This window comes from Luteolibacter sp. (genome assembly GCF_058122085.1).
This window is the reverse complement of record NZ_JBIKBQ010000076.1, coordinates 1-20308: the sequence shown is the minus strand read 5'-3', so window position 1 is coordinate 20308 and position 20308 is coordinate 1. Positions and strand designations below refer to the sequence as shown.

21 protein-coding genes are annotated in these 20308 nt (G+C 63.1%); 15 read left to right on the top strand and 6 right to left on the bottom strand.

The window, feature by feature from the left end; all coding sequences use genetic code 11:
- The first annotated feature begins 173 nt into the window (after nt 1–173).
- Both AC4DF4_RS12310 and AC4DF4_RS12305 read left to right on the top strand, forming a co-directional pair.
- Nucleotides 174–992, top strand: coding sequence for a glycosyltransferase family 2 protein (locus tag AC4DF4_RS12310; protein ID WP_490048406.1), 819 nt, complete (start codon nt 174–176; stop codon nt 990–992).
- A 476-nt stretch (nt 993–1468) separates the two neighbouring features.
- Complete coding sequence (locus tag AC4DF4_RS12305; RefSeq protein WP_490048405.1) at nt 1469–2542, top strand: phosphotransferase family protein; 1074 nt, start codon at nt 1469–1471, stop codon at nt 2540–2542.
- Between the two features lie 65 nt (nt 2543–2607).
- On the opposite strand, the gene AC4DF4_RS12300 is transcribed toward AC4DF4_RS12305, so the two are convergent.
- Both AC4DF4_RS12300 and AC4DF4_RS12295 read right to left on the bottom strand, forming a co-directional pair.
- The gene (locus AC4DF4_RS12300; protein ID WP_490048404.1) at nt 2608–3069 is read right to left on the bottom strand and encodes a type II toxin-antitoxin system VapC family toxin; all 462 of its coding nucleotides are present in this window, start codon (nt 3067–3069) and stop codon (nt 2608–2610) included.
- Nucleotides 3059–3277, bottom strand: coding sequence for a FitA-like ribbon-helix-helix domain-containing protein (locus AC4DF4_RS12295; protein ID WP_490048403.1), 219 nt, complete (start codon nt 3275–3277; stop codon nt 3059–3061). Before AC4DF4_RS12295 ends, AC4DF4_RS12300 begins: the two co-directional genes overlap by 11 nt.
- A 528-nt stretch (nt 3278–3805) precedes the next feature.
- Here AC4DF4_RS12295 and AC4DF4_RS12290 point away from each other — a divergent pair.
- From AC4DF4_RS12290 to AC4DF4_RS12270, 5 genes are all read left to right on the top strand, one after another.
- The gene (locus AC4DF4_RS12290) at nt 3806–6310 is read left to right on the top strand and encodes a glycosyltransferase (protein ID WP_490048402.1); all 2505 of its coding nucleotides are present in this window, start codon (nt 3806–3808) and stop codon (nt 6308–6310) included.
- 327 nt (nt 6311–6637) lie between these two features.
- Nucleotides 6638–6925 carry a nucleotidyltransferase domain-containing protein gene (locus AC4DF4_RS12285; RefSeq protein WP_490048401.1) on the top strand — a complete coding sequence of 96 codons (288 nt, stop codon included), beginning with the start codon at nt 6638–6640 and terminating at the stop codon, nt 6923–6925.
- A complete protein-coding gene (locus AC4DF4_RS12280) occupies nt 6922–7377 on the top strand; it encodes a ribonuclease HepT family protein (protein WP_490048400.1) in 456 nt (151 codons plus the stop codon). Before AC4DF4_RS12285 ends, AC4DF4_RS12280 begins: the two co-directional genes overlap by 4 nt.
- Complete coding sequence (locus tag AC4DF4_RS12275) at nt 7367–7711, top strand: hypothetical protein (protein ID WP_490048399.1); 345 nt, start codon at nt 7367–7369, stop codon at nt 7709–7711. The genes AC4DF4_RS12280 and AC4DF4_RS12275 overlap by 11 nt, the downstream gene beginning before the upstream one ends.
- A gap of 139 nt (nt 7712–7850) precedes the next feature.
- Entirely contained in the window at nt 7851–8171 is a 321-nt protein-coding gene (locus AC4DF4_RS12270; RefSeq protein WP_490048398.1) for a hypothetical protein, read from the top strand.
- 193 nt (nt 8172–8364) lie between these two features.
- Here the strand turns inward: AC4DF4_RS12270 and AC4DF4_RS12265 are convergent, their stop codons facing one another.
- On the bottom strand, nt 8365–8871 hold the full coding sequence (locus AC4DF4_RS12265) for a hypothetical protein (RefSeq protein ID WP_490048397.1): 507 nt from the start codon (nt 8869–8871) through the stop codon (nt 8365–8367).
- A gap of 120 nt (nt 8872–8991) precedes the next feature.
- On the opposite strand from AC4DF4_RS12265, the gene AC4DF4_RS12260 reads away from it, so the two are divergent.
- The 3 genes from AC4DF4_RS12260 (at nt 8992) to AC4DF4_RS12250 (ending at nt 11523) form a co-directional block, all read left to right on the top strand.
- Nucleotides 8992–9798, top strand: a complete 807-nt coding sequence (locus AC4DF4_RS12260) for a glycosyltransferase family 2 protein (RefSeq protein WP_490048396.1) — start codon at nt 8992–8994, stop codon at nt 9796–9798.
- Nucleotides 9799–10072: 274 nt separating this feature from the next.
- Nucleotides 10073–10465, top strand: coding sequence for a hypothetical protein (locus AC4DF4_RS12255; protein ID WP_490048395.1), 393 nt, complete (start codon nt 10073–10075; stop codon nt 10463–10465).
- 143 nt (nt 10466–10608) lie between these two features.
- The gene (locus AC4DF4_RS12250; RefSeq protein ID WP_490048394.1) at nt 10609–11523 is read left to right on the top strand and encodes a glycosyltransferase; all 915 of its coding nucleotides are present in this window, start codon (nt 10609–10611) and stop codon (nt 11521–11523) included.
- A gap of 19 nt (nt 11524–11542) precedes the next feature.
- Here AC4DF4_RS12250 and AC4DF4_RS12245 read toward each other — a convergent pair whose 3' ends face one another.
- Entirely contained in the window at nt 11543–12586 is a 1044-nt protein-coding gene (locus AC4DF4_RS12245) for a hypothetical protein (RefSeq protein WP_490048393.1), read from the bottom strand.
- A gap of 283 nt (nt 12587–12869) precedes the next feature.
- Here AC4DF4_RS12245 and AC4DF4_RS12240 point away from each other — a divergent pair, with 283 nt between their 5' ends.
- The 4 genes from AC4DF4_RS12240 to AC4DF4_RS12225 all read left to right on the top strand — a co-directional run bounded on the left by AC4DF4_RS12240 (nt 12870) and on the right by AC4DF4_RS12225 (nt 17302).
- Nucleotides 12870–14264, top strand: a complete 1395-nt coding sequence (locus tag AC4DF4_RS12240) for a sugar transferase (protein ID WP_490048392.1) — start codon at nt 12870–12872, stop codon at nt 14262–14264.
- Between the two features lie 50 nt (nt 14265–14314).
- Nucleotides 14315–14605: a type II toxin-antitoxin system Phd/YefM family antitoxin gene (locus AC4DF4_RS12235; RefSeq protein ID WP_490048391.1), complete on the top strand. Its 291-nt coding sequence runs from the start codon at nt 14315–14317 to the stop codon at nt 14603–14605.
- A complete protein-coding gene (locus tag AC4DF4_RS12230; protein WP_490048390.1) occupies nt 14602–15021 on the top strand; it encodes a type II toxin-antitoxin system VapC family toxin in 420 nt (139 codons plus the stop codon). Before AC4DF4_RS12235 ends, AC4DF4_RS12230 begins: the two co-directional genes overlap by 4 nt.
- A gap of 79 nt (nt 15022–15100) precedes the next feature.
- On the top strand, nt 15101–17302 hold the full coding sequence (locus tag AC4DF4_RS12225; protein WP_490048389.1) for an O-antigen ligase family protein: 2202 nt from the start codon (nt 15101–15103) through the stop codon (nt 17300–17302).
- A 9-nt stretch (nt 17303–17311) separates the two neighbouring features.
- On the opposite strand, the gene AC4DF4_RS12220 is transcribed toward AC4DF4_RS12225, so the two are convergent.
- Nucleotides 17312–18046: an EpsI family protein gene (locus AC4DF4_RS12220; RefSeq protein ID WP_490048388.1), complete on the bottom strand. Its 735-nt coding sequence runs from the start codon at nt 18044–18046 to the stop codon at nt 17312–17314.
- Nucleotides 18043–19044 (bottom strand): exosortase/archaeosortase family protein, encoded by a 1002-nt coding sequence (locus tag AC4DF4_RS12215; RefSeq protein WP_490048387.1) that lies wholly within the window; start codon nt 19042–19044, stop codon nt 18043–18045. Before AC4DF4_RS12215 ends, AC4DF4_RS12220 begins: the two co-directional genes overlap by 4 nt.
- Nucleotides 19045–19145: 101 nt before the next feature.
- Here AC4DF4_RS12215 and AC4DF4_RS12210 point away from each other — a divergent pair, with 101 nt between their 5' ends.
- Nucleotides 19146–20072, top strand: coding sequence for a ribose-phosphate diphosphokinase (locus tag AC4DF4_RS12210; protein ID WP_490048386.1), 927 nt, complete (start codon nt 19146–19148; stop codon nt 20070–20072).
- Nucleotides 20073–20308: the final 236 nt, after the last annotated feature.

Sequence of the window (20308 nt, the reverse complement as noted above, 5' to 3'; positions counted from 1 at the left end):
GCCCCCTCGCCCCCTCGCCCCCTCGCTCTCCGACCTTCGACCTTCGACCTCCAGAATCTTCCTCTTCCTCATCTCACGCCGCTGGCGACAAGTGGGCGGCCCACGGCGGAGCGCGCCCTACCGACCTCCGACTCTTCCTCTCAGCTTTTCAGCTTTTCAGCATTTACCTCCCCATGGACTTCACCATCGTCACCGCCAGCTACAACTACGGCCACTACATCGGCGAGTGCCTGCAGAGCGTGGCGACCCAGGAAGGCGTGAGCTTCGAGCATCTGGTGATGGACGCGGGGTCGAAGGACGACACCGCGGAGGTGGTGGCCCGCTTTCCGCATGCATCGTTTTTCCAAGAGCCCGACAAGGGCATGAGCGACGGGATCAACAAAGGCTTCCGCCGGGCCCAAGGCAAATGGGTGATTTGGCTGAATGCGGACGACCGGCTGAAACCGGCGGCACTCAGAACTTTGAAGGACTTCGCCGAGACTCAGCCACAGGCCGATGTCATCTACGGCTGCTGGGACTTCATCGATGCGGCGGGAACGTTCCTCCGACGGATGACGCTGCTGCCCTTCGACCGGCGGATTCTCATCCAACAGGGTTGCTACATCGGCTCGACCGCCTGTTTCTACCGGCGGGAGACGACGATCGCGGAAGGCCACTTGCTGGACATCGACTTCGGCTACTGCATGGACGGGGAGTATTACGCCCGCCTCGCCCATCTCGGAAAACGTTTCGTCTATCTGCCTGAAGTCCTGGCCGACTTCCGCCTGCACGGCGAGAGCATCAGCCAGCAGAGCCTGGGCAAGGACGACATGAAGAACGTGCTGCGGATGCAGCGGCAGGCCGCCGAGCCGCGGGCGATCCGGCGGATCTACGGGATCAAGCTGTTCAAGGATGAGAACCTCAATCTGGTGGTGGACGGGATTCTCTATCACGTCTATCGGTTCAAGAAGGGGGTTTTGAGGTCGGTGTATGCGAGACGGACGAAGGGGTAGGGCGGCTCCGGCCTGCTCCGCCAACTCTACAAGCGCATCACCTGTAGCGGCGCGCCTATGACCGTCGCGCTTCGCCTTCTTCCGCCGGAGGCTGTTCTTTCTCTTCTCGTTTGCTAAGCATTCGCACCGCCATGCGGCGGGAAAGCCGGCGCGGCGAGCCGCCGAGCCCTACCATTTCAAACCCATCGTCCCGGCTTTGCACCCTCTTTGCACCCTCTTTGCGACCTTTGCGACCTTTGCGACCTTTGCGACCTTTGCGACCTTTGCGACCTTTGCGACCTTTGCGACCTTTGCGACCTTTGCGACCTTTGCGACCTTTGCGACCTTTGCGACCTTTGCGACTTTGACTCCGTTGCCCTACGTCCATGCCAACAGGCTTCGCTCAATTTGAAGCTCGCTAACGCTCACAGGGCATTGCGGTTCAAATATCTTCCCCCCGGCATCGACGCTCACAGAGCGCCGCTACATTCACTTCAATGACGGACCACGAACTCCTCTCCCAGGTGCTTTCCTGCATCGATCCCCCGGCGCAAGGCTTGCGGCGGGTCCGGCGCAAGGGGCGGGTGCTGCTGGGACTGCCGCCGGGCCGTGAGGCGGCGGCAAGGGCGCTCGGGCTCTATCAACCGCAACGGGCGCTGGCCCGGCTGATGGTGGCCGGCTTGCGCGGTCTGGCGCGCGTCGGCTTGCATGACTGCATGCTTTCCAAAACCCACCTCACGGGCGGGTCAACGCCCATGTCCCCTCCCCTGACCGGGATCGCCCCAGGAACCTGCGGGGTCCTGCTCGGCAGCCCGGAGCACCGGGTGCGACGGGCGATCGCGAGCTATCGGAAAGACGGAAGCTGGGAGGTGGCGAAGATTTCCTTCGGTGAGGCCGGGGCGCGACTGCTGGAGGAGGAGGCGCGGGCCCTGGAGCAACTTCACCGGGTGGCCGCAGGCGTCCCCCGCATGCTCGGCCTGCACCGCGGCGAGGGCGTCACGGTGATGCGGATGCCTTATCTGTCCGGACAAGCGGTTAGGCCGGGCGAGTTTGCTGACGCGCTCGGATTGTTGAACGAGTGGATCACGGACCAGGCGCCGAAGCCGGTCACGGGGTTTCCCGAGTGGCCCGCCATCACGGCGGCGTTGTCAGGACTTGAAGGCGGCGAACGTGCGTTGGAACGACTCTCACGGGAACGCCTCACCCCGGTGATTTGCCATGGGGACTTCGCGCGGTGGAACCTGCTGCGGAAAGCGGATGGCGGCCTGGTGGTGCTGGACTGGGAATGGGGCCATCAGGACGGGCTGCCGGGGATCGACCTCGTGCACTATTTCCTGCAGGACGCGCGGCTGGTCGAGCGACTGAGTCCGGCGGACGCGATCCGCAAGACCTGTTTGATTCTGGAAACGCCGGAATGCCGCGACTATCTGGAAAGAACCGGCTGGAGCGGCGATCCGCTGCTGCCGGCCATCGCCAGCCTCGCCTACAAGCAGGGTGCGGGGCATCAGGAGAACGCGGAGATGCTGGAAGAGATTTTGAATTTTGGATGGGAAGAGAAGGGAAAACTGTAGCGGCGCGTCTACTTGTCCCGGCGAAGCTCGCAGCGCGAAGACGGATGACCGTCGCATTTCACCCGCTACCACTCCAGCCCCGAAAGCGGTAGAATGCTGAGTGGCGTGGATTCTGGATAATCCTTCTCATTCGCGGTGATCAGCGCATGCATTCCAGCCACCGATGCAGTCGCAAGAATCTGCAAATCATGCAATCTCTTGCCGCGAATTCGGTATTTACCGGCCCATTCAACGAACAACTCTCCGGCTTGCAGGGATTCCGCAACCAACGAGACTCTTGTTTGAAACTGTTTGATGTTGTCGAGAGCCAGATCCGTCGTCATGCCCAACCCATTATTTTCAACCGGCCTTGTGGCTACGACCAGGTATTCACGGAGGACTTGGGTGCCTAGAAAAAGATCCACCCCATCGTCGGAAGCATTTCGAAACAAGCCGAGTGCTTGGGCATGAAGTCGCCGCCCCTCGTCAGTTGCTTCCAGAAGCACGTTGGTGTCCACAAGCACCTTGGTGCCCCGCTCAATCTTCATAAAGACCCTCCCTGGACCAGTCTTGATTGCCTTGAGTCCTGACCGTATGAAGTGAGAATTCCGAACCGCCACCGCATACGGACTGTTTCGCCGCTTCCTCCAGCAAGACCTGCAATTCACCCTGAAGCGAGCGGTGATGTCGGCTGGCCCGTCGCTTGAGTCGTTCGATCGTTTGCTCTGGAACGTCGCGAATGTGTAGTGATTTCATAATGGTAGCATAATGCGCCCAAAGGGAAGGACAAGCGGAAAATCGGCGTCCCACTTCCCCCGCGCGGGCGAAGTGGGAATGAAATGCTGCGCGCGGGTCCAGCGGCCACGACGCTCACAGAGCGCCGCTACAAGCGTCTCATCCGCACCTGTAGCGGCGCGTCTATGACCGTCGCCCCCCCCTTCTCCCGCCGGGGGCTAAACTCTTCCCTTCGACGTTCGATGTTCGCAGCTTCTTCCTTCTCCAAAGAAGACGACAGTAAGGTCGTCACTCCTTATTCAAAATCCCCGCTCCGCGCCCCCTTTGCGACCTTAGCGCCTCGGCGGTTCAAACGTCTTCTCACAAGCATCGACGCTCACAGAGCGACGCGACAATCTTCCGCACCCTGTCGCAATTTGCCTTCTCCCGCCGGAGGCTGTTCTTCCTCTTCAACATCTCACGCCGCTGGCGACAAGTCGGCCAGCCCGGCGGTCCAGCCCTACCGACCTTCGACTTTTAGACTTTAAGACCTTCGACTGCTTCCCCACCATGCCCTCTCATAAACCCCACATCCTCCTGATGGGCCAGACTCCGCCGCCGTGGCACGGCCAGGCGGTCGCGACGCAGATCCTGTTCGAACACGACTGGCCGGAATTCGAGGTGCACCGGCTGCGGATGGAGTTCAGCGAGGAGATGCTGGAAGTGGGGCGCTTCCAGTGGAAGAAGATCCGGCATTTGTTCCACTTGATCCGCAATGCGCGGGAAATCCTCAAGGCCAATCCCGGCTGCGTGCTTTTCTATCCGCCCGCGAGCGCGAAGTGGATCCCCTTCCTGCGGGACGTCGTATTCCTAACGAGCGTGCGGCATCTGGCGGGGAGCACGGTGTTCATCTTCCACGCGAGCGGGCTGCCGGTTTTCGTGGACGCCGGACCGGTCCGGCGGCTGATGGGCCGCGCGGCCTACCGCGGCGCCGACGTCGCCTTGGAGGTGGCGCAGGAAGCGGTGACTCCGCACGAGGTTTTCTCCGCCAGGAGCTGGCAATGGTGCCCCTGCGCGATCGCTGTGCCGGACTTGGTTCACGAACCCCGTCCGGACCAGGGCCCGTTGACCGTGTTGTTTGTCGGAAGCCTGCAGGAGGGCAAGGGGGTGGTCGAGATTTTCAAGACGGCGTCCTTGCTGAAACAACAGGGACGCGAGCAGGATTTCCGCTTCCGCATCGTCGGGAAATGGTTCTCACAGGAGTTTGAAAGCGACATCCGCCATCTGCGGGCCGAGTTGGAGCTGGAGGAAATGGTGGAGCTGGCCGGGCAGCTAACCGGCGACGAAAAGTGGCGGACCTACGCCGGGGCGAGCGTGTTTTTCTTCCCCACCCATTACGCCTCCGAGGCGACGCCGATCGTCCTGATGGAGGCGCTCGGGGCGGGCCTGCCGCTCCTGACCACCCAGTGGGCGGGAATTCCCGCGATGCTCGAGGGCTGTGAGACGGCGTGGTTGTTGCCGGTCCGTTCTCCGGACCGATACGCGACCGCGCTGGCAGAGCTCCACGCCCGCAGACATGAACTCGGCGAGATGCGTGACGCCTCGCGCGCCTTCTATCAAAAGAACTTCCTGCCGGAACGTTTCATCGAGCGGGTGGGAAACGCGTTCGTCGCGGCGGCCGGGGCGGCGTCATGGATACCGCAAAGTTCGCCGTCGGCGACAACCATTGAAACCTGTGGCGGCGGTGTGTCACCGTCGCTGGATACCCAGGCGGATTTGGAAACACCGACGGTCACAGACCGCCGCTACAGTTCCGACGCCTCTTCCGACCTTCGACCTTCGACTTTCAGACCTCCAGACTCTCCCTCTCCCCACGCCGATGGCGACAAGTGGGCGGCCCACGGCGGAGCGCGCCCTACCGACCTTCGACCTTCGACTTTCAGACCTTCGGACTCTTCACCTATCCACCTCACCGCCTATCTGGCGGACCAGAACCCGGGTCATGACCGGAGCTTCGGCATCTCGCGGATGTCGCAGGTGGTGCTGGAAGCCCTCCAGGCGGGGGGGCGGGTGGCAATCGAGACGATCGCCTCCAAGACCTCGCAGCAGGCGCCCGCCGGGGTCGCCTCCGCCCGCATCCTGCCCTGGGGGACGCGGCGGAAGTGGATGCGGTTTTTAACCGATCACCTGCACCCGCTGGTTCTCCAGCACGCCTCGCCGCCGGACGTCTGTTATTTCCCGAAAGGCTACCTGCCGCTTTTCAGCCGGTTTTGCAAGCCGTCGGTGGTGACGATCCACGACACCATCATCCAGTATGACGAGGACCACTACCCGCAGTGGCGGAAGCCGCGGGAGTATGCCTATTGGGCGCTGATGCTGAAGCACACGCTGCGGCAGGCCGACCGGATCCTGACGGTTTCGGAATCGTCGAAACGGCAGATCCAGGAATTCATGGCGCGCCACGGGATTCCCCGCAACGGGATCACCGTCACCTATGAACCCTGTTTGTACGAACGAATCCCCCAACCGGTAGAACCGGTGAAGGAGAACTACGTGATCCACCTGGCTTCCTGCGAACCGCACAAGCGCTCGGCGCATCTGATCCGCTGGTGGCACGAGGCGGAATCGCAGGGGCGGAGCCTGCCGATGCTGCACCTGATAGGCATGGTGCCGCCGGAGGTGCAGTCGTTGCTGGCCAGCTCGCACAGCATCGTGAAGAGCCCGTTCCTGGAGGAAGCGGCCTTGCAGGCGGCCTATCGTTCCGCCCGCGCGCTGATCCTGCCGTCGGAGATCGAGGGCTTCGGCCTGCCGGCGCTGGAGGCCTATTACCTCGGGACTCCGGTGTGCTTCGTGAGGGGAACCTCGGTGGAGGAAATCCTCGGCGTGGCCACGGCCAAGGGCGGCTTCTCACTGGAGAGCGCCGGCTCCCTCTGGCGCGCGCTCGACGAGGTGATGGAGATGCCTGCGGAGGAAGTCCGCGGGTGCGGCCTGAAACTGCGTGAAACCTACGCGGCTGCGAAAGTGGCGGAGCGGATGCTTTCAGTTTTTGACGAGGTCAGAAACTGCGGATGTTGAATTTTTGATGTTGGATTTTGAATGAAAGAGCACGGGAGCGCTTTCGGCGTTTGGGGGAGTCTCGCCCAAATGTGATGATCGGTGGCGCGCTCCCTTTTCGCCTCTTCCCCTCAACAATCCAAATTCAACAATCGTCACTCCCCAATCCCTCTGCAGCTCATCCGCACCGCCAGCCGCCGGGAAAGTGGGTCCGGCGAGCCGCCGGTCCCTACCAGGTAGGGCTGGTCCGTCCCCGACGTCCCCCGTCTTCGACTTGCCCCCCTTCGCATGTGCCTACCTTGACGGCCGGCTTTACTCTCCGGCAGACTCATGCCAGAATACCCATCCATGAGACTGACTCCCCACCAAAAAACCACCATTCTGGCCGCGGTTGGCAAGCAGGATCCTGAAGCGCGGATCATTCTGTTTGGTTCCCGTGCCGATGATCATGCAAAAGGCGGAGACATCGACCTGTTGATCGTCTCCGACGTGATCGGACTGCACCAGGAATGGGAGATTCGACGGGACATCCTGGACGAGATCGGCTGGCAGAAACTCGACCTCATCGTGCGCCGCAGCACCCAACTGGACTCTCCCATCGCCAGCGTGGCGATGGAAACCGGAATCCCGCTATGAACCCGCAAACCCAGGCGGCCTATCTGGCCGAGAGCCTCGCTGAACTGGACCGGGCGCTGAGCCATCTCGTGTATTCCGCAAACGCCTGTGCGGATCTTCCGCCCGATGAGCCAACCCCCAACGAAGAGGTCTTGGCACGGATTGAGGCATTCACCAGTCGTTTCGCCCGGGTCGTTGACCTCATGAGCAAGCGCGTCCTTCGCGCCATGGACCAGTTCGAGATGTACGAGGCGGGAACCTTGCTCGATGTCGCAAACCGTGCCGAAAAGCGCGGAGTGATCGAGTCAGTGGACTGGTTGCGAGAGTTGAAGGACACCCGCAACCGGATTTCCCATGACTACGCCGGAGACCGTCTTCCCGAGATTCTGACCTATTGCCGTGAGGAACTTCCCCGTCTGCTGGCGACCTGCAAGCGCATCAAGGAGTATGGTGACACCCTGCTTGCCCGATAGGACGGATCCGGTCTCGGTCCGCCCACTTTGCCTTCTTCCGCCGGAGGCGGAGGCGCTTTGCTCCGGCTGCTCGGTGGTGGCGGGGCGCTCGGTCTCGATGGCCGGTTTCGAGTGGTTTGTCTCCGAGAATTCGGGAATGCTCGCGGAGCGGGATGACGCACCCGGGCACTTGAAAGCCTTGCGGAACGAGCTCGACCGCTGGGACCAAGGCGCTCGCGATCCGGAGCGGACCGCCGGCGTGTGGTGCGAACGCCTGCATGCGGATCAGGTTGCTAAAAAGCTGTTGGAGATCACGCGCTCCCCGGCTCATGGCGGCGATCACCGGTCGCGGTGACTAACAAAGCTTTTCTTGAAAAACCAGCCGGCGACCCGTGATCACCGCTACGATTCACTCACCCCATGCTTTTCACCATCATCACCCTCAACCAGAACCATTTGCCTTCCAGGGATTTCATGGGCATCTTCATCCACCGATGAGCGTCACCGACCACCACTTCCGGCGAGAGGACCGCGAGGTCATGTGGCGGCGGATTGCCAGACACATCGACGCCCACCCCGGGGACCTGGCCATTGCGCTGGACAACCTGGACCGCTGGGAATCGCTGGGACGCGTCCATCCGGGACCCATCCATGAGTGGCGCGGGCGCATTCTCGCGGCACGGGAATCCCGGGAACACCTGCGCGCACTCATCGATTTCCTCGCCGCGCCGAACCACGATTCCGAACCGCTCAAATCCTGCTCGCCCTTCGTCGGCCTGCCACTGCCTGAATCAGCCGCCCCCGACCCGGCATGACTCTTGCCGCATCGAGTCCCTGGAAATCCCCATCGAACTCACCCCGCGCCTTTTTGCCAACTTCAGGCACTCCTTGGGCGCCGGGGAAGATTCCGCTTGAGGCCCGGGAATGGACGGAGCCGCCGGGTGCATCCTCAATCATCGACCCGCGGGATGGGGTTCGCGGATCCAGGCATGGCCGCCACGCCCCGCCCTATTTTGATTTTCCGGGTGGCTTTGACGCTTTTCCCGCCGGCTTTTTTCCGTTTTCCGCCTGCGGTTCGGGCGGCGTTTGCGCCGGTGGTTTCCTGACGCCCGCGTCCGCGGGGACCAGGGCAATCAGCGCTTCGCGCAGGCGGTCCTCCACTTCGGAAATTTCCACCTCTCCGAATTCCAGTATGCCATCCGCCCCCCACACCAGCACCCCGAGCCTGGTCAAGGCGCCGACCACCGGTTCGAAACGCTCCCAGCGCTGATTGCCAAAACAGCGGGCCAGCTGGCGCCGGTTCATCGGCCCCTTCTCCTCCAGGTTGGAAATGATCCCCCGCGCCAGTTCCAGTCCCCGCCTGACCTGTTCCGCCTTGAGGTGGAGAGCCAGCCCACGGCAGTGGCGGCGGGCCAGCCGCCGGGCCGACCGGAAGGCCTCCGCCTGTTGCCTCGCCGCGATTGGGGATTGAATCCCGAAGGCAAAGGGGGCACGCTGCGGCGTGTCCGGATCCATGCATGGCGCCGCTTCGGCCGGAGAAGCGCCCGCCCCGGCGGGACGTGCAGGCGGAACCCAAACCTCAACAGTGTCAACAGTGTCAGTCCTGTCAAAGGATCCTTGACGATTTCCCACTCCATGATGGACTTCACGATCCTCACCCCCAGTTTGAATTACGGCCGGTATCTGGCCGATTGCCTCGAAAGCGTCGCGGCGCAAACCGGCGCGACCTTCGAACACCTCGTCATCGACGGCGGCTCGACGGATGACAGCGCGGCGGTGGCGGCGCGGTTTCCCCACGCGGCGTGGACGCAGGAACCGGACCAGGGGATGTCCGACGCGATCAACAAGGGCTTCGACCACGCGCAGGGCGACTGGGTGATGTGGCTCAACGCCGACGACCGGCTCAAGCCGGGAGCGCTGGCGGAAATCCTGGTTCTGTTGGAGAAATCCACGGCGGACGTGGTTTACGGCGACTGGGATTTCATCGATGAGGCGGGGAACTTCCTGCGGCACGTGAGTGCTCCCGGATGGTCGCAGTTCGTGCATGTGCACCATCATTGTTTCATCGGCTCGACCGCGGCGTTCTATCGGCGGACGACGGTGACCGGGGAGGGTCACCGGCTGCGGGAGGACTTCCGTTACGTGATGGACGGGGAGTTTTACGCGCGGCTGGACGCGGCGGGAAAACGTTTCGAGCACGTGCCGGTGACCGTGGCGGACTTCCGGCTGCACGGGGCCAACGCCTCGCAGCGCCATCTGGGGAAGACCCGCGACATGGAGGTCGTTCTATCCGCGGAACGCCAGCACGTCGAATCGCGGGCGATCCGGCGGGCTTACGGGATCACGCTGTTTGAGGATCCCTATCTGAACGGGTTGGTGGACGGGGTGCTGTGGATCGCGGCGCGGGCTTGGAAGGCGTGCCTGAGAAGTTTGAAATCCTGAGAGCAAGAGAAGAGTCGAAGGTCTGAAAGTCGAAGGTCAAAGGTCGATGAAGCGGAGACCTCGTAACTCTTGATCCGACTCTCCTTGCAAAACGCCTTCAGTGTCATATGAACTTGGCTCGTGAAGGACATCCCTGACCTCTCTCCCGAATGGCGGGACTGGTATTCCCTCAGCCAGCAGGAGCGCTGGAGGGAATCCGGCCGCCTATGGGCGACATTCATCTCACTAGGAGGCTCCCTTGAACCCGAACCCGACACAGACAGTCCTTTCTTCGATGCGGCGTCACGGCGTCCGCTGCCTGCTGATGGGCGGCCAGGCATGCGTGTTTTACGGCGCTGCGGAATTTAGCCGCGACGTGGATTTCGTCATCCTCGCCGAGCCTGAGAACCTGCGGCGCCTGCAAGCGGCGCTTCACGAGCTCAAGGCCGAAGTGATCGCCATCCCCGCGTTCGAGGCGTCCTATCTGCATCGTGGGCTGGTGATTTTGTTTCCAGTCGAGGCCGCCGCTCTTCGATCCGCCCGCCCGGCCCTCGCGCATGCGATTTCCAACGATGCCGACGTACTGGAAGAAGCTCTGGAGCAGGAACGCCGTGCCGAAGTCGTTGCCGACCGAGCCTACTGGGCCCCACTCCGGCAGGAACTCGAACGCCTGAGACACTCGCGGTAGGAGCGACGAATCGGAAGGCATCAAAGTCGAAAGTCGATAGAACCTCCGACCTCCGACCTCCGACCTCCGACCTCCGACTTTCAGACGTTCAGACGTTCAGACGTTCAGACGTTCAGACTTTCAGACTTTCAGACTTTCTCCCCATGCCCGCCCCCCTCAAAATCGCCGCCGTCCTCGCGACGATGAACCGCGCGGAAACCGCGAAAGCCTGCGTGCTGGCCCTGGCGCGGCAGACGCGGCCGCCGGAGCTGGTGGTGGTGGCGGACAACTGCTCGACGGATGACACGGTGGAGGTGTTGGAAAACCTGGCGGATCTGCCATTCAAGCTGGTGGTGCGGCGGATGCCGGAGAACCGGGGCAACGCCGGCGGCGTGGAGGAGGCGATGGACCAGGCGTTCGCGGAAGGCGCCGACGCGGTTTGGATTCTGGACGACGACTCGTGGCCGCGCGCGGCGGCGCTGGCGGCCATGCTTGAGGGGCGATGGAATCCTGACATCGTGCGGCACGCATTGCAGGTGGATCCGCGGACCGGGAAATTCACCTGGCCCCTGCAAATCGAGGACGGCCGCGGCGGCTGGCACCTGGTTTGGAGCGAGCGGGAGCTGCCCGACGGCCCGCGGTTGCGCAGCAGGATTTCATGGACGGGTACCTTGGTTCCGCGCGAGGTCCGCGACGCGGTGGGGCCGGTGAGGGGCGATTTATTCATCCGCGGCGAGGACGAGGAATACCCTTGGCGGATCGAACAGGCGGGTTTCCAACAGGAGGCCGTCTGCGGCGCGGTGATGGATCATCCGGGGCCGGATGACGTGGTCCATTGGCGGTTTTTTGGAAAAAGCTTCTTCTTCGAGCGGGGGCTGGCGGACTGGAAACTTTATTACAAGGTCCGCAACATGGTCTGGCTGAAACGCCGGCAGGCGGGCGACCTGGCAGCCGTCAAAATGGCGATCGCCTACTCGCTGGCGGCGGTCACTCTCGACGGCCCGCAACGCATCCCGCTGTTGCGGCGGGCGATCCGGGACGGGTGGAGCGGAACTCTGGGGAAGATGGGCGGGAACTGACCGGCTGGGCGCGATTAGATCAGCTGGCGACCCATTGCGGAAATTTCCGTTTGAGAGACGAGTGGACGATCAGCGCGAGCCCGATGCCGACGGCGTCGCTGGCGAGATCAAACACATCCACCCGGTCAAAACCGTAGCCGAATGCCAGTTGCGCGGCCTCGATGGCGAGGGCGAGAATGACGGCGAGCGAGCGCGCCGGTTTGCGGCCGACCAGACAGGCCATCGCCAGGGCCGGGGCGAAGAGCAGGAGGATGTGGAGCAAGGGCCGGGCGTTTGCCGCATAGTTCTTCAGGCGCAGGGTGAAATCCCCTTGATCCGGAATTTTACCGACCGATTCCAAGGCCGCGGGATTGGCGGATGAAAGATCCACCGTCGGCCTGTCCGGCCTTGCTGCTGATAGTGAATGATCCGCGACGGCTGCGGTTTCCGGGCCGATTTGAAACGCCTTTCCAAAAAACCTGACGTCTTTCCATGGGCCGGGGACGACGAAATAGAGCCCCATGACCAGCCAGATCGCGGCGGCCAGCAGCAGCCGGATCCGCCCGGATTTGCCGCGCGGCCCGATCCAGGCGACCGCCCAGGCAAGCCAGCCCGCCAGCAGGAACCAGCGGCCGGTTTTCCAGATCCATCTCTCCCGCAGGACAGTGGCCTCGAACATCGAGAGTTCGAGATCGCCCGAGATTCCGAGGTTTTCGAGGCGCAGGGCCGGGATGGCTGGCGGGTGATCGGGCCTCAGGACCATTTCAACGATGCCGCTGGCTTCACTGTGTCTGGCGGAGCAAAACGGATTGTTTTCCCAAGCCACGCCGCCGCCTTGCGAGTGCCACTCGATCAGGCAGCGGCCGTCCTCCCAGATTTCCTGGCCCGGCAAGAGCTTGGTGGGGGAAACTTGGAAGCGGACATGGAGGAAACTCACCGCGTTGATCCCCGGCACTTCCACGCGCGCGACGACCTTGGAGTGAGCCTGATCCACCCGCAACCGCAGCCGGGGTCGGGTCTCCGGACCCAGCCACTCGACGCCGGGAGCCGGACTGGCGATCGCGCGGAGATCGGAAAGCCGCACGGTGGGATACCCAGGCGCACGCTCAAAACGGTGTTGCCAGAAACCATAAAGCGCCCCCAAGAGGAGGACGAAAGTTCCGAGTAAGGTGAGGCGGCGCATTTCCCGCGCCAGAAAACACTTCAAGGCCGGGTTTCCAACTAAATTCCTGCCGCCGGTCTGAAGGGGCGGACGGTGACCCAATCGGCACTATTTAAAAATCTACGATTGCAGAGGGTGTATTTTTAGGGATTGTTCCGGCACCGGCATCCCCGGTTTTCATCGCCCGTTTGACAAACCCAAACCCATGGCTATCAGCCGCAAAGACTCATTCACCCTCCAGGCGCTCCAGCTGACGGATGCCTTGTTAGTAGGGCTGTCCTTCTGGCTCGGGGGCGAGGTCCGGGGCTGGCTCGGGATGGGAACCGAGGAGGAGGCGCTGTGGAAGAGCATGATCTGGGTGCTCTACATCGCGGTGCCGTTCACCCCGCTGGTCCTGGAACGGTTCGGGTTTTACGAGCGTCTCAGGCACAAGAACACCAGCGCGGCCATGTGGCAGCTGATCCGCTCGATCGTGGTGATCGTGCTCATTCTGGGAATCTTCGCGGTCTTCGCGAAACAAACGGAAACCCGGCGACTGGTGCTCGGACTCGGTCTGGTTTTCGTGTTTTGCATTCTCCTCGTGCGGGAACGGGCCACGTCCGCGTGGTTGAAGCGTCAAGCTCAAACGGACGCCAGCAAAGAGCGGATCGTGGTGGCGGGTTCGGGCGAGGAAATGAAGGAACTGCTGGCAAAAATCGGCCCGGAAATCGTCTCGGGCTGGAAGGTGGTGGATCTCTTCGACCTGAACACGCGCGACGTGTCGGAGCTTTTTAGCCTGCTGAAGGAGCAGTCCGTGAGCCGGGTCATTTTCGCCGCGAGGAACACCGAGTTCGAAAAAGTCGCCCGTGCGGTGGAAGCCTGCGAGCTGCAGGGGGTGGAGGCGTGGATCGCGGCCTCGTTCATCCGCGGGCAGATCGCGCGGCCGGTTTTCGACATGATCGGGAACAAGCCGATGATGGTGTTGCGCTCAACGCCCGAGCTGTCGTGGGAGCTTCTGTGCAAGGAGGTTTTCGACCGGGTCGCCGCGTCGGCGATCATCCTGACCACCCTGCCGCTGTGGATTTTCGCGGCGGTCGGCATCGCGCTCAAAAGCCCGGGCGCGCCGGTGTTTTTCTCGCAGATGCGGGCCGGCCGGTATGGCCGGCCGTTCCGGATGTGGAAGTTCCGGACGATGGGGGCCAATGCCGAAGCCATGCTCGACAAGATCAAGGAGGACCACGGCAACCAGATGGACGGGCCGGTTTTCAAGCTCCACAACGACCCGCGGATTTTTGCGTTCGGAGCGCTTCTCCGGAAATTCAGCATCGACGAGCTGCCCCAGCTTCTCAACGTGGTCACCGGCGAAATGAGCTTGGTGGGCCCGCGGCCGCTGCCGCTCTATGAGGTGGAGGCGTTTTCCGAGCTTTCCCACCGCCGCAGGTTGAGCGTGAAACCCGGCATCACCTGCGAGTGGCAGGCCGGCGGCCGCAACACCATCACCAGCTTCGAGGAATGGGTGGCGATGGACCTCGAATATATCGACAACTGGTCGCTGTGGCTGGATTTCAAAATCCTCGCGCGGACCATCCCGGCAGTGTTGTTCGGCAAGGGTGCGGCGTGAGGAAGATTTGAAAATTTGACAGCCAGATCAATCAGGCTAAAATAGCCATCATGAAAATCGCCAGTATTTCCGAGCTCAAAAACGGACTTTCCGCGCATTTGGAACTCGTGCGCTCCGGCGAACTGGTGGTGGTGACGGATCGGAAATCTCCGGTGGCGACCTTGGAACGGATCGCGCCCGGCAGCTTGTCCAGCGAGACCGCCGGCTTGGTTGCCGAGGGAATCGCGGCACCACGCAAGAACCCGCTGGACGTGCAAGCCTTCCTCGCGATGCCGCCGGGACTCTGCCGAGGCGGATTGGCCGCGGCAATCCTCGACGACCGGCAGGAGGAGGATCGATGAGATTTTGGGATTCCTCGGCGATCGCGCCCCTGCTGGTGGAGGAAACCGCTTCCCGCCCGAGGGAGGCGCAACTTCACGAGGATGCCGAAATTCTCGTCTGGTACGGAACCTGGACCGAACTCGAATCCGCAATCTGCCGGCGCGAGCGGGAAACCTCCATCGGTCCCGAGCAAGCGGCGATGGCCCGGACCCGATTGTCCGTGCTCACTCGCTCCTGGCTGGAAGTGCAGCCGACGTCATGGGTCAGAGAGCGGGCGATCCGACTGCTCAGGGTGCATCCGCTGCGGGCCGCCGACGCCATGCAACTGGCCGCGGCCCTGGTGGCATTCAAGGAACGCACCGCCGGCAACCGATTCCTCACCGCGGACCTTCGCCTAGCCAAAGCCGCCTCCCTCGAGGGTTTCGCGGTGGAATGAGTGAAGGGCGGTTTCCTGTCCTCAAGCCCCCTGAATTTCAGCGTTTCAGTTTTTCAGCATTTCAGCATTTATTCCCCACGTGCCCGCCGTCACCGCCATCTTTCTCGTCGCCGCGTTGGTTCTCGCGGTGGTCATCGGCCCGCAGACGCGGCCCTGGACCTGGGGTCCGGCGATGCTGGCGTTGGGCTTTGCGGTCACGGCGGCGCTGCCGTTGTTCTGGCGGAAAGGCCGCCTCACCGCGGACTTCGGACTGGTCGCCCTGGGGACGGTCACGGCGGCTTGGTTTGCGTGGCGGGCGTGGATTTCGCCGGTGGCGGAACTGGGGGAGGCGGACCTGTTATTGCTGGCCGGGGCCGTCGGCAGCTTCATCAGCATCCGGGCGATCGAGGGCAACCCGCCGGCCGAACGGATCCTGCTGTGGGGCGTCGCCCTGCTGTTGCTGGCGAACGTGGTGGTGATCGGGATGCAGGTGGCCGATCCGGATTTCACCCCGGTGTTCCGCTCGCGCGCCGCGGCATTTCCCTCGGGGTTTTACGCGCAATACAACGAGGCCGCCAATTACCTGATCGCCTCGTCGTTGCTGGTGGCGGGTGCCGCGTTGTTCGGGCGGCAGGGTTTGCCGACCCGGATCCTGTGGAGCTTGATCGCGATCGCCGGCTTGGCGGCGGTGTATTTCACCCGGTCGCGCGGCGGCATTCTGGGGGCGGCGGTCGGCGGCGGGGTTTTCGCGGCTGCCGCGCTGGCGATCGCCCAGCGCCAAAAAGCGCGGTGGTTCGCGCCCGCCTTGATCGCGATTCCGATCATCGGCGTGGCGATCGGAGGATTTCTCCTCACCGGCTGGGAGGATTCCCAAGAGCTCAGGCGCGCCGGGAGCGGGATCGACGGGATGTGGGATAACAACTGTCGGCTCTATTTCCTGGGAGTCGCGCTGTCGTGCATCGGCCTGCATCCGCTGGCGGGCGGCGGCAGCCGGAGTTTCAGCTGGGAGAGTTTCCGGTTCGCGGACAAGACGCTCCAAGGCGACATCGCCACCCACATCCCCGAGCAGGTGCACAACGAGTGGCTCCAGTCCGCCACCGACTACGGGATCATCGGCGCGGGTCTGCTGACCGGGCTGCTAGGCACGCTGGCGATCGTCGCGGTGATCCGGATCCTGTTTGCCGGGCCTTCGCGGGAAGCCGGTGCGGGAGACGCTTGGCGTCTCGGAGGTCTCGCGGCGCTGGCGGGAATGTTCGTCCAATCCTGTTTCAGCTTCGTGTTCCACCTGCTGCCGGGAATCCTCCTGTTGGGAATCTGCCTCGGACAACTCTCCCGCGCGCCAGCCACTCCGGCCACGACTCCCAAGCGCGTCGGATCGCAAGTCCTGCTTTCCCTGGCGGCACTCGCCTGCGCGGCGCTCCTCCTTCCGACGGGATGGAAGGGCACCCGGGTCACCCGAATCCTGTGGCCGAGCTATTTGAGCAAAGTGGCGGCGACGTCGAACGAGGCCCGCGTCGGGGCCCTCACGGAAGCCATCGCGCTGTGGCCACAACCCACATTCTATCAGGAAAGGGCGTTTGTGTTCCAGGAAGCCGCGGCCGCGGGCGCGGGGCCGAAAACCCAAGCCGCCGCCGAACAGGCGATCCGCGACTTCGAAACCGCCGGGCTCCTGCACCCCTACGATCCGAGTCCCGTGGTCAACCGTGCCAATTTACTCAGCCAACTGCACCGGGATGCCGAGGCGGAGGACGCCTACAACCGGGCGATCCAGCTGCAGGGCGGGATGGAACCCGGGTTCCGCGGCCGCTTCTCCCTCGCCAACCACCTCCTGCGCAAAAGCATCCGCCAGTTCAACCCGCAGGCCCCCTCCCCCGCCCTCGCGTCCGTGGAAATCGCCGCCCAACAGATCGAGGAAGCCACCGTGCAGATGCACTGGGTCGTCCCGGACATGAGGGAGTCGAGAGTCTCGATCCACGAAAGCCTCGGCGCGGCGCGTGAGGCCAACGGCGACTATCAGGGAGCCATGGCGGCCTATGATTTCGCCGCCACGCTGATCAACGGCGTCCGCGCCCATTACCGCGCCGGGGTTCTCCATGGGAAAATGGCGACCACGGCCTGGAACGCCCGCCGGCCCGCGGAGGCGCTCGCGCATTTCATCGAGGCGAAAAACCACATCGGCCGGCCCCCTGAGCTCCCCCAGGGCGTCACTCCCAGCCAGCGCGCCGATTACCTCGCCTACCTCGACCGGACGATCGAGTTTCTCAAGGGCGCGAAAATCGAGCCGGCGAAGTTGCCAAACTGAACCTTCGGCTCAGCGGGTCACTTGGTTCCAATCGATCTGCTTCTCGGCGAAATCCGCGAGGAACTTCTGCAGCTTGGTGTCCGCCTCGGCCTCGGTAACCTCGTTTGCAATCCACGGAACCTTGCCATACCACATGGAAACCGAGGTGTAGGCCCAGCGCTGGTCCATGCCGCGCACCAGGCGGTCCTTCATGTCGATGAAGGTCCGGGCCAAGTGGTCGTTGGTCACGTGGTCGTGACCGACGAAAAAGTAATAAGTCAGACAGTTGAATTTCGCATACTCCTCGCGGTCCTCGTTGGACTTGATCCGTTGCGACTGGATCGACACCAGCCGCTTGGTGGCGAACTGGCGGCCGTTAGGGAGCTTGAGAATCCGGTCGCCGGAGGAAGTGATGTTGTGCCCCTGCGCGGGCATGCAGCGCTCCGGGCGGTGGATCGAGTTGTTGATGTCCGCGCCCGAGAGAACGATCGAGAGATCGACCCGGTCCGGCACGAGATAGCCGTCCGCGTTGACCTCGCCGGGGCGGGCTGCGAGGCAGATCGCCTTGGAGAACTGGGTGTCGCTTTTGAGCGTGCCGATCTCCGCCTCGCTGGGCGACTGGCCTTCCAGCGTCCAGCTTCCGGAAGTGGTAGGCAATTCCATCCTCACCGCGGACGGGGCGACCGCGCCCACCTTGGGCAGGAAATAGATCGCGCTGAATGAACCGCCCAGAAACAAGGGCAGAAGCCAGGATTTGATTTTCATGATTCGGGCACAAAGGGTTTGGATTCGTCGCTGCGAGTGACGACCACCCGGCGGAGCTGGCGCTGCTTGTGCTTCCTCCACGGCAGGCCGCCCTCGAGCAGCGAGTGGATGGCCAGCAGCAGCATCAGCGAAAACGGATAGAACAGCAGCAGCCCCGACCAATCATGCCAGGTGGTGCGCGCCCACTCCGCATTGCCATACTCGCCGATCACGAAGATGGAGGTCACCCGCAGCGCGTTGCCGAGAATCGCCAGCGGAAACGCCGATAGAAACAGCAGCGCTTTCTTCCAAAACGCCATTTTCGCGATGTAGGCCCACGCTGCGGAAATCATCAGCAAGGCCATCAGCGAGCGGATGCCGCTGCATCCCGCGGCGATGTCCAACGGCTTCCAATCGCCCTTGAGCGGCAGCACCTTGGTGCCCTCCACATAGGTCTCCACCCCGAACAGGCCCGAGCCGTGATGGGCCATCGAAGTGGCGAGCAACTGCAAGTGCGTGGTCGCCTGTTGGAAACTCGGCAGCGGGATGGCCAGCCAGAAAAAGAACAGCGGGAACGTCAGCAGCTTCGCCACCCGCCAGCCCCACAAATACCACGCGCCGCCCCAGACGATGAACGGCAGCCCCGCCATCGCGATCCGCGGCTGGAGCGTCCGGTAGGCGGCCACGTAAAACAACACTCCCACCAGCACCGCCAGCAGCCCCCAGCCGCTCTCCTTGCCGACGGCCGCCTTGAGGTCCTTGAGCCGATAGAAAACCAGGCCCGCGATCACGAAGGGAAACAACAGCCCGTGCTCGTAGTCGGTCTCGCCGTTCCACGCGCTGTAAATCCAGCGGAAAGCCGACTGCCCGCGGCCGGAATCATAGCGCGTTTCAAACCCGTAAAACCAGACCACCAGCGCCACCGACAACAACACCGAGGCCCATGCAACCAGTTTCCCCGCGCCTTGAGGGCAGGATGTCGGGGGGGCGGCGATCGCCTCGGGTGAGCTGGATGACATCAGGGAACAATGGGGTTGGACGATTTCCGAGCAAAGTATTGCCGACGGTCCCTCCACTGTCAACAATCCGCCCGCCTGCCCGTTTATCGCTCATTTTTCTCATGAAAATCATCAGTGGAACCGCTCACCGAGCCCTTGCCGAACGTATCGCCGAAAGCCTCGGCCAACCTCTAGCCGACGTCCACGTCTCCGCTTTTCCCGACGGGGAAACCGAGGTGAAAATCAACGAGAACGTCCGCGGCGCGGATGTTTTCATCGTCCAACCGAGCTGCCCGCCGACCAACCACAACATCATGGAGCTGCTGATCATGGTGGACGCCGCCCGCCGCGCCAGCGCCGAGCGGATCACCGCGGTGATGCCGTTTTTCGGCTACGCCCGCCAGGACCGGAAAGACCAGCCGCGCGTGCCGATCACCGCCAAGCTGGTCGCCAACCTGCTGACCTCCGCCGGCGTCAACCGGGTCCTCACCATGGATCTCCACGCGCCGCAGATCCAAGGATTTTTCGACATCCCGGTCGATCATCTCTACGCCAAATCCGTGCTCATCGGCTACCTCCGCGAGCGCCACCCGGACACCTCCAACCTCACCGTCGTCTCGCCCGACGTCGGCGGCGTCAAAATGGCCCGCGCCTACGCCGACGCCCTCGGCGCCGAGCTCGCCATCGTCGCCAAACACCGGGTCAGCGCCACCCGCGTCGAAGCGATGAACGTCATCGGCGAGGTCAAAGGCCGCGACGTGCTGCTGGTGGACGACATGACCGAAACCGCCGGCACCCTCACCGCCGCCGCGGAAATCCTCCACAAAAACGGTGCCAAGCGGATTTACGCCGGAGTTTCCCACGCCATTCTCGCCGAGCTCGGCCACCAGCGCATCCGCGATTCCAAGATCGAGGAAGTCATCACCACCGATTCCGTGCCGCAAGCCGCCGGGCCGAAAGTCCAGGTCGTGAGCATCGCCCCGATGCTCGCCGAGGCGATCCGGCGGATTCACGGCGGCCAGTCGATCACCTCGCTGTTCGCCGTCTGAGGCGCGTTGAAACAGAAGCCAACGGCGTGGGTTTCCCAGCGCCGCCCTGACGGGTCAGAATGGCTGTGAGCACTTGTTTCACGGGTGGAAAGTGACAGATCCGGACGCTTGCGCAAGCAGGAGGTTTTGCAGAAAAAATCCTTCCGCCTGCGGCTGATGCCGTTGATGTAGCGGCGATCACCGGTCGCCGCGAATTCATTCATTCTGGATTGGGAAGAGTCGATTCGCGGCGACCG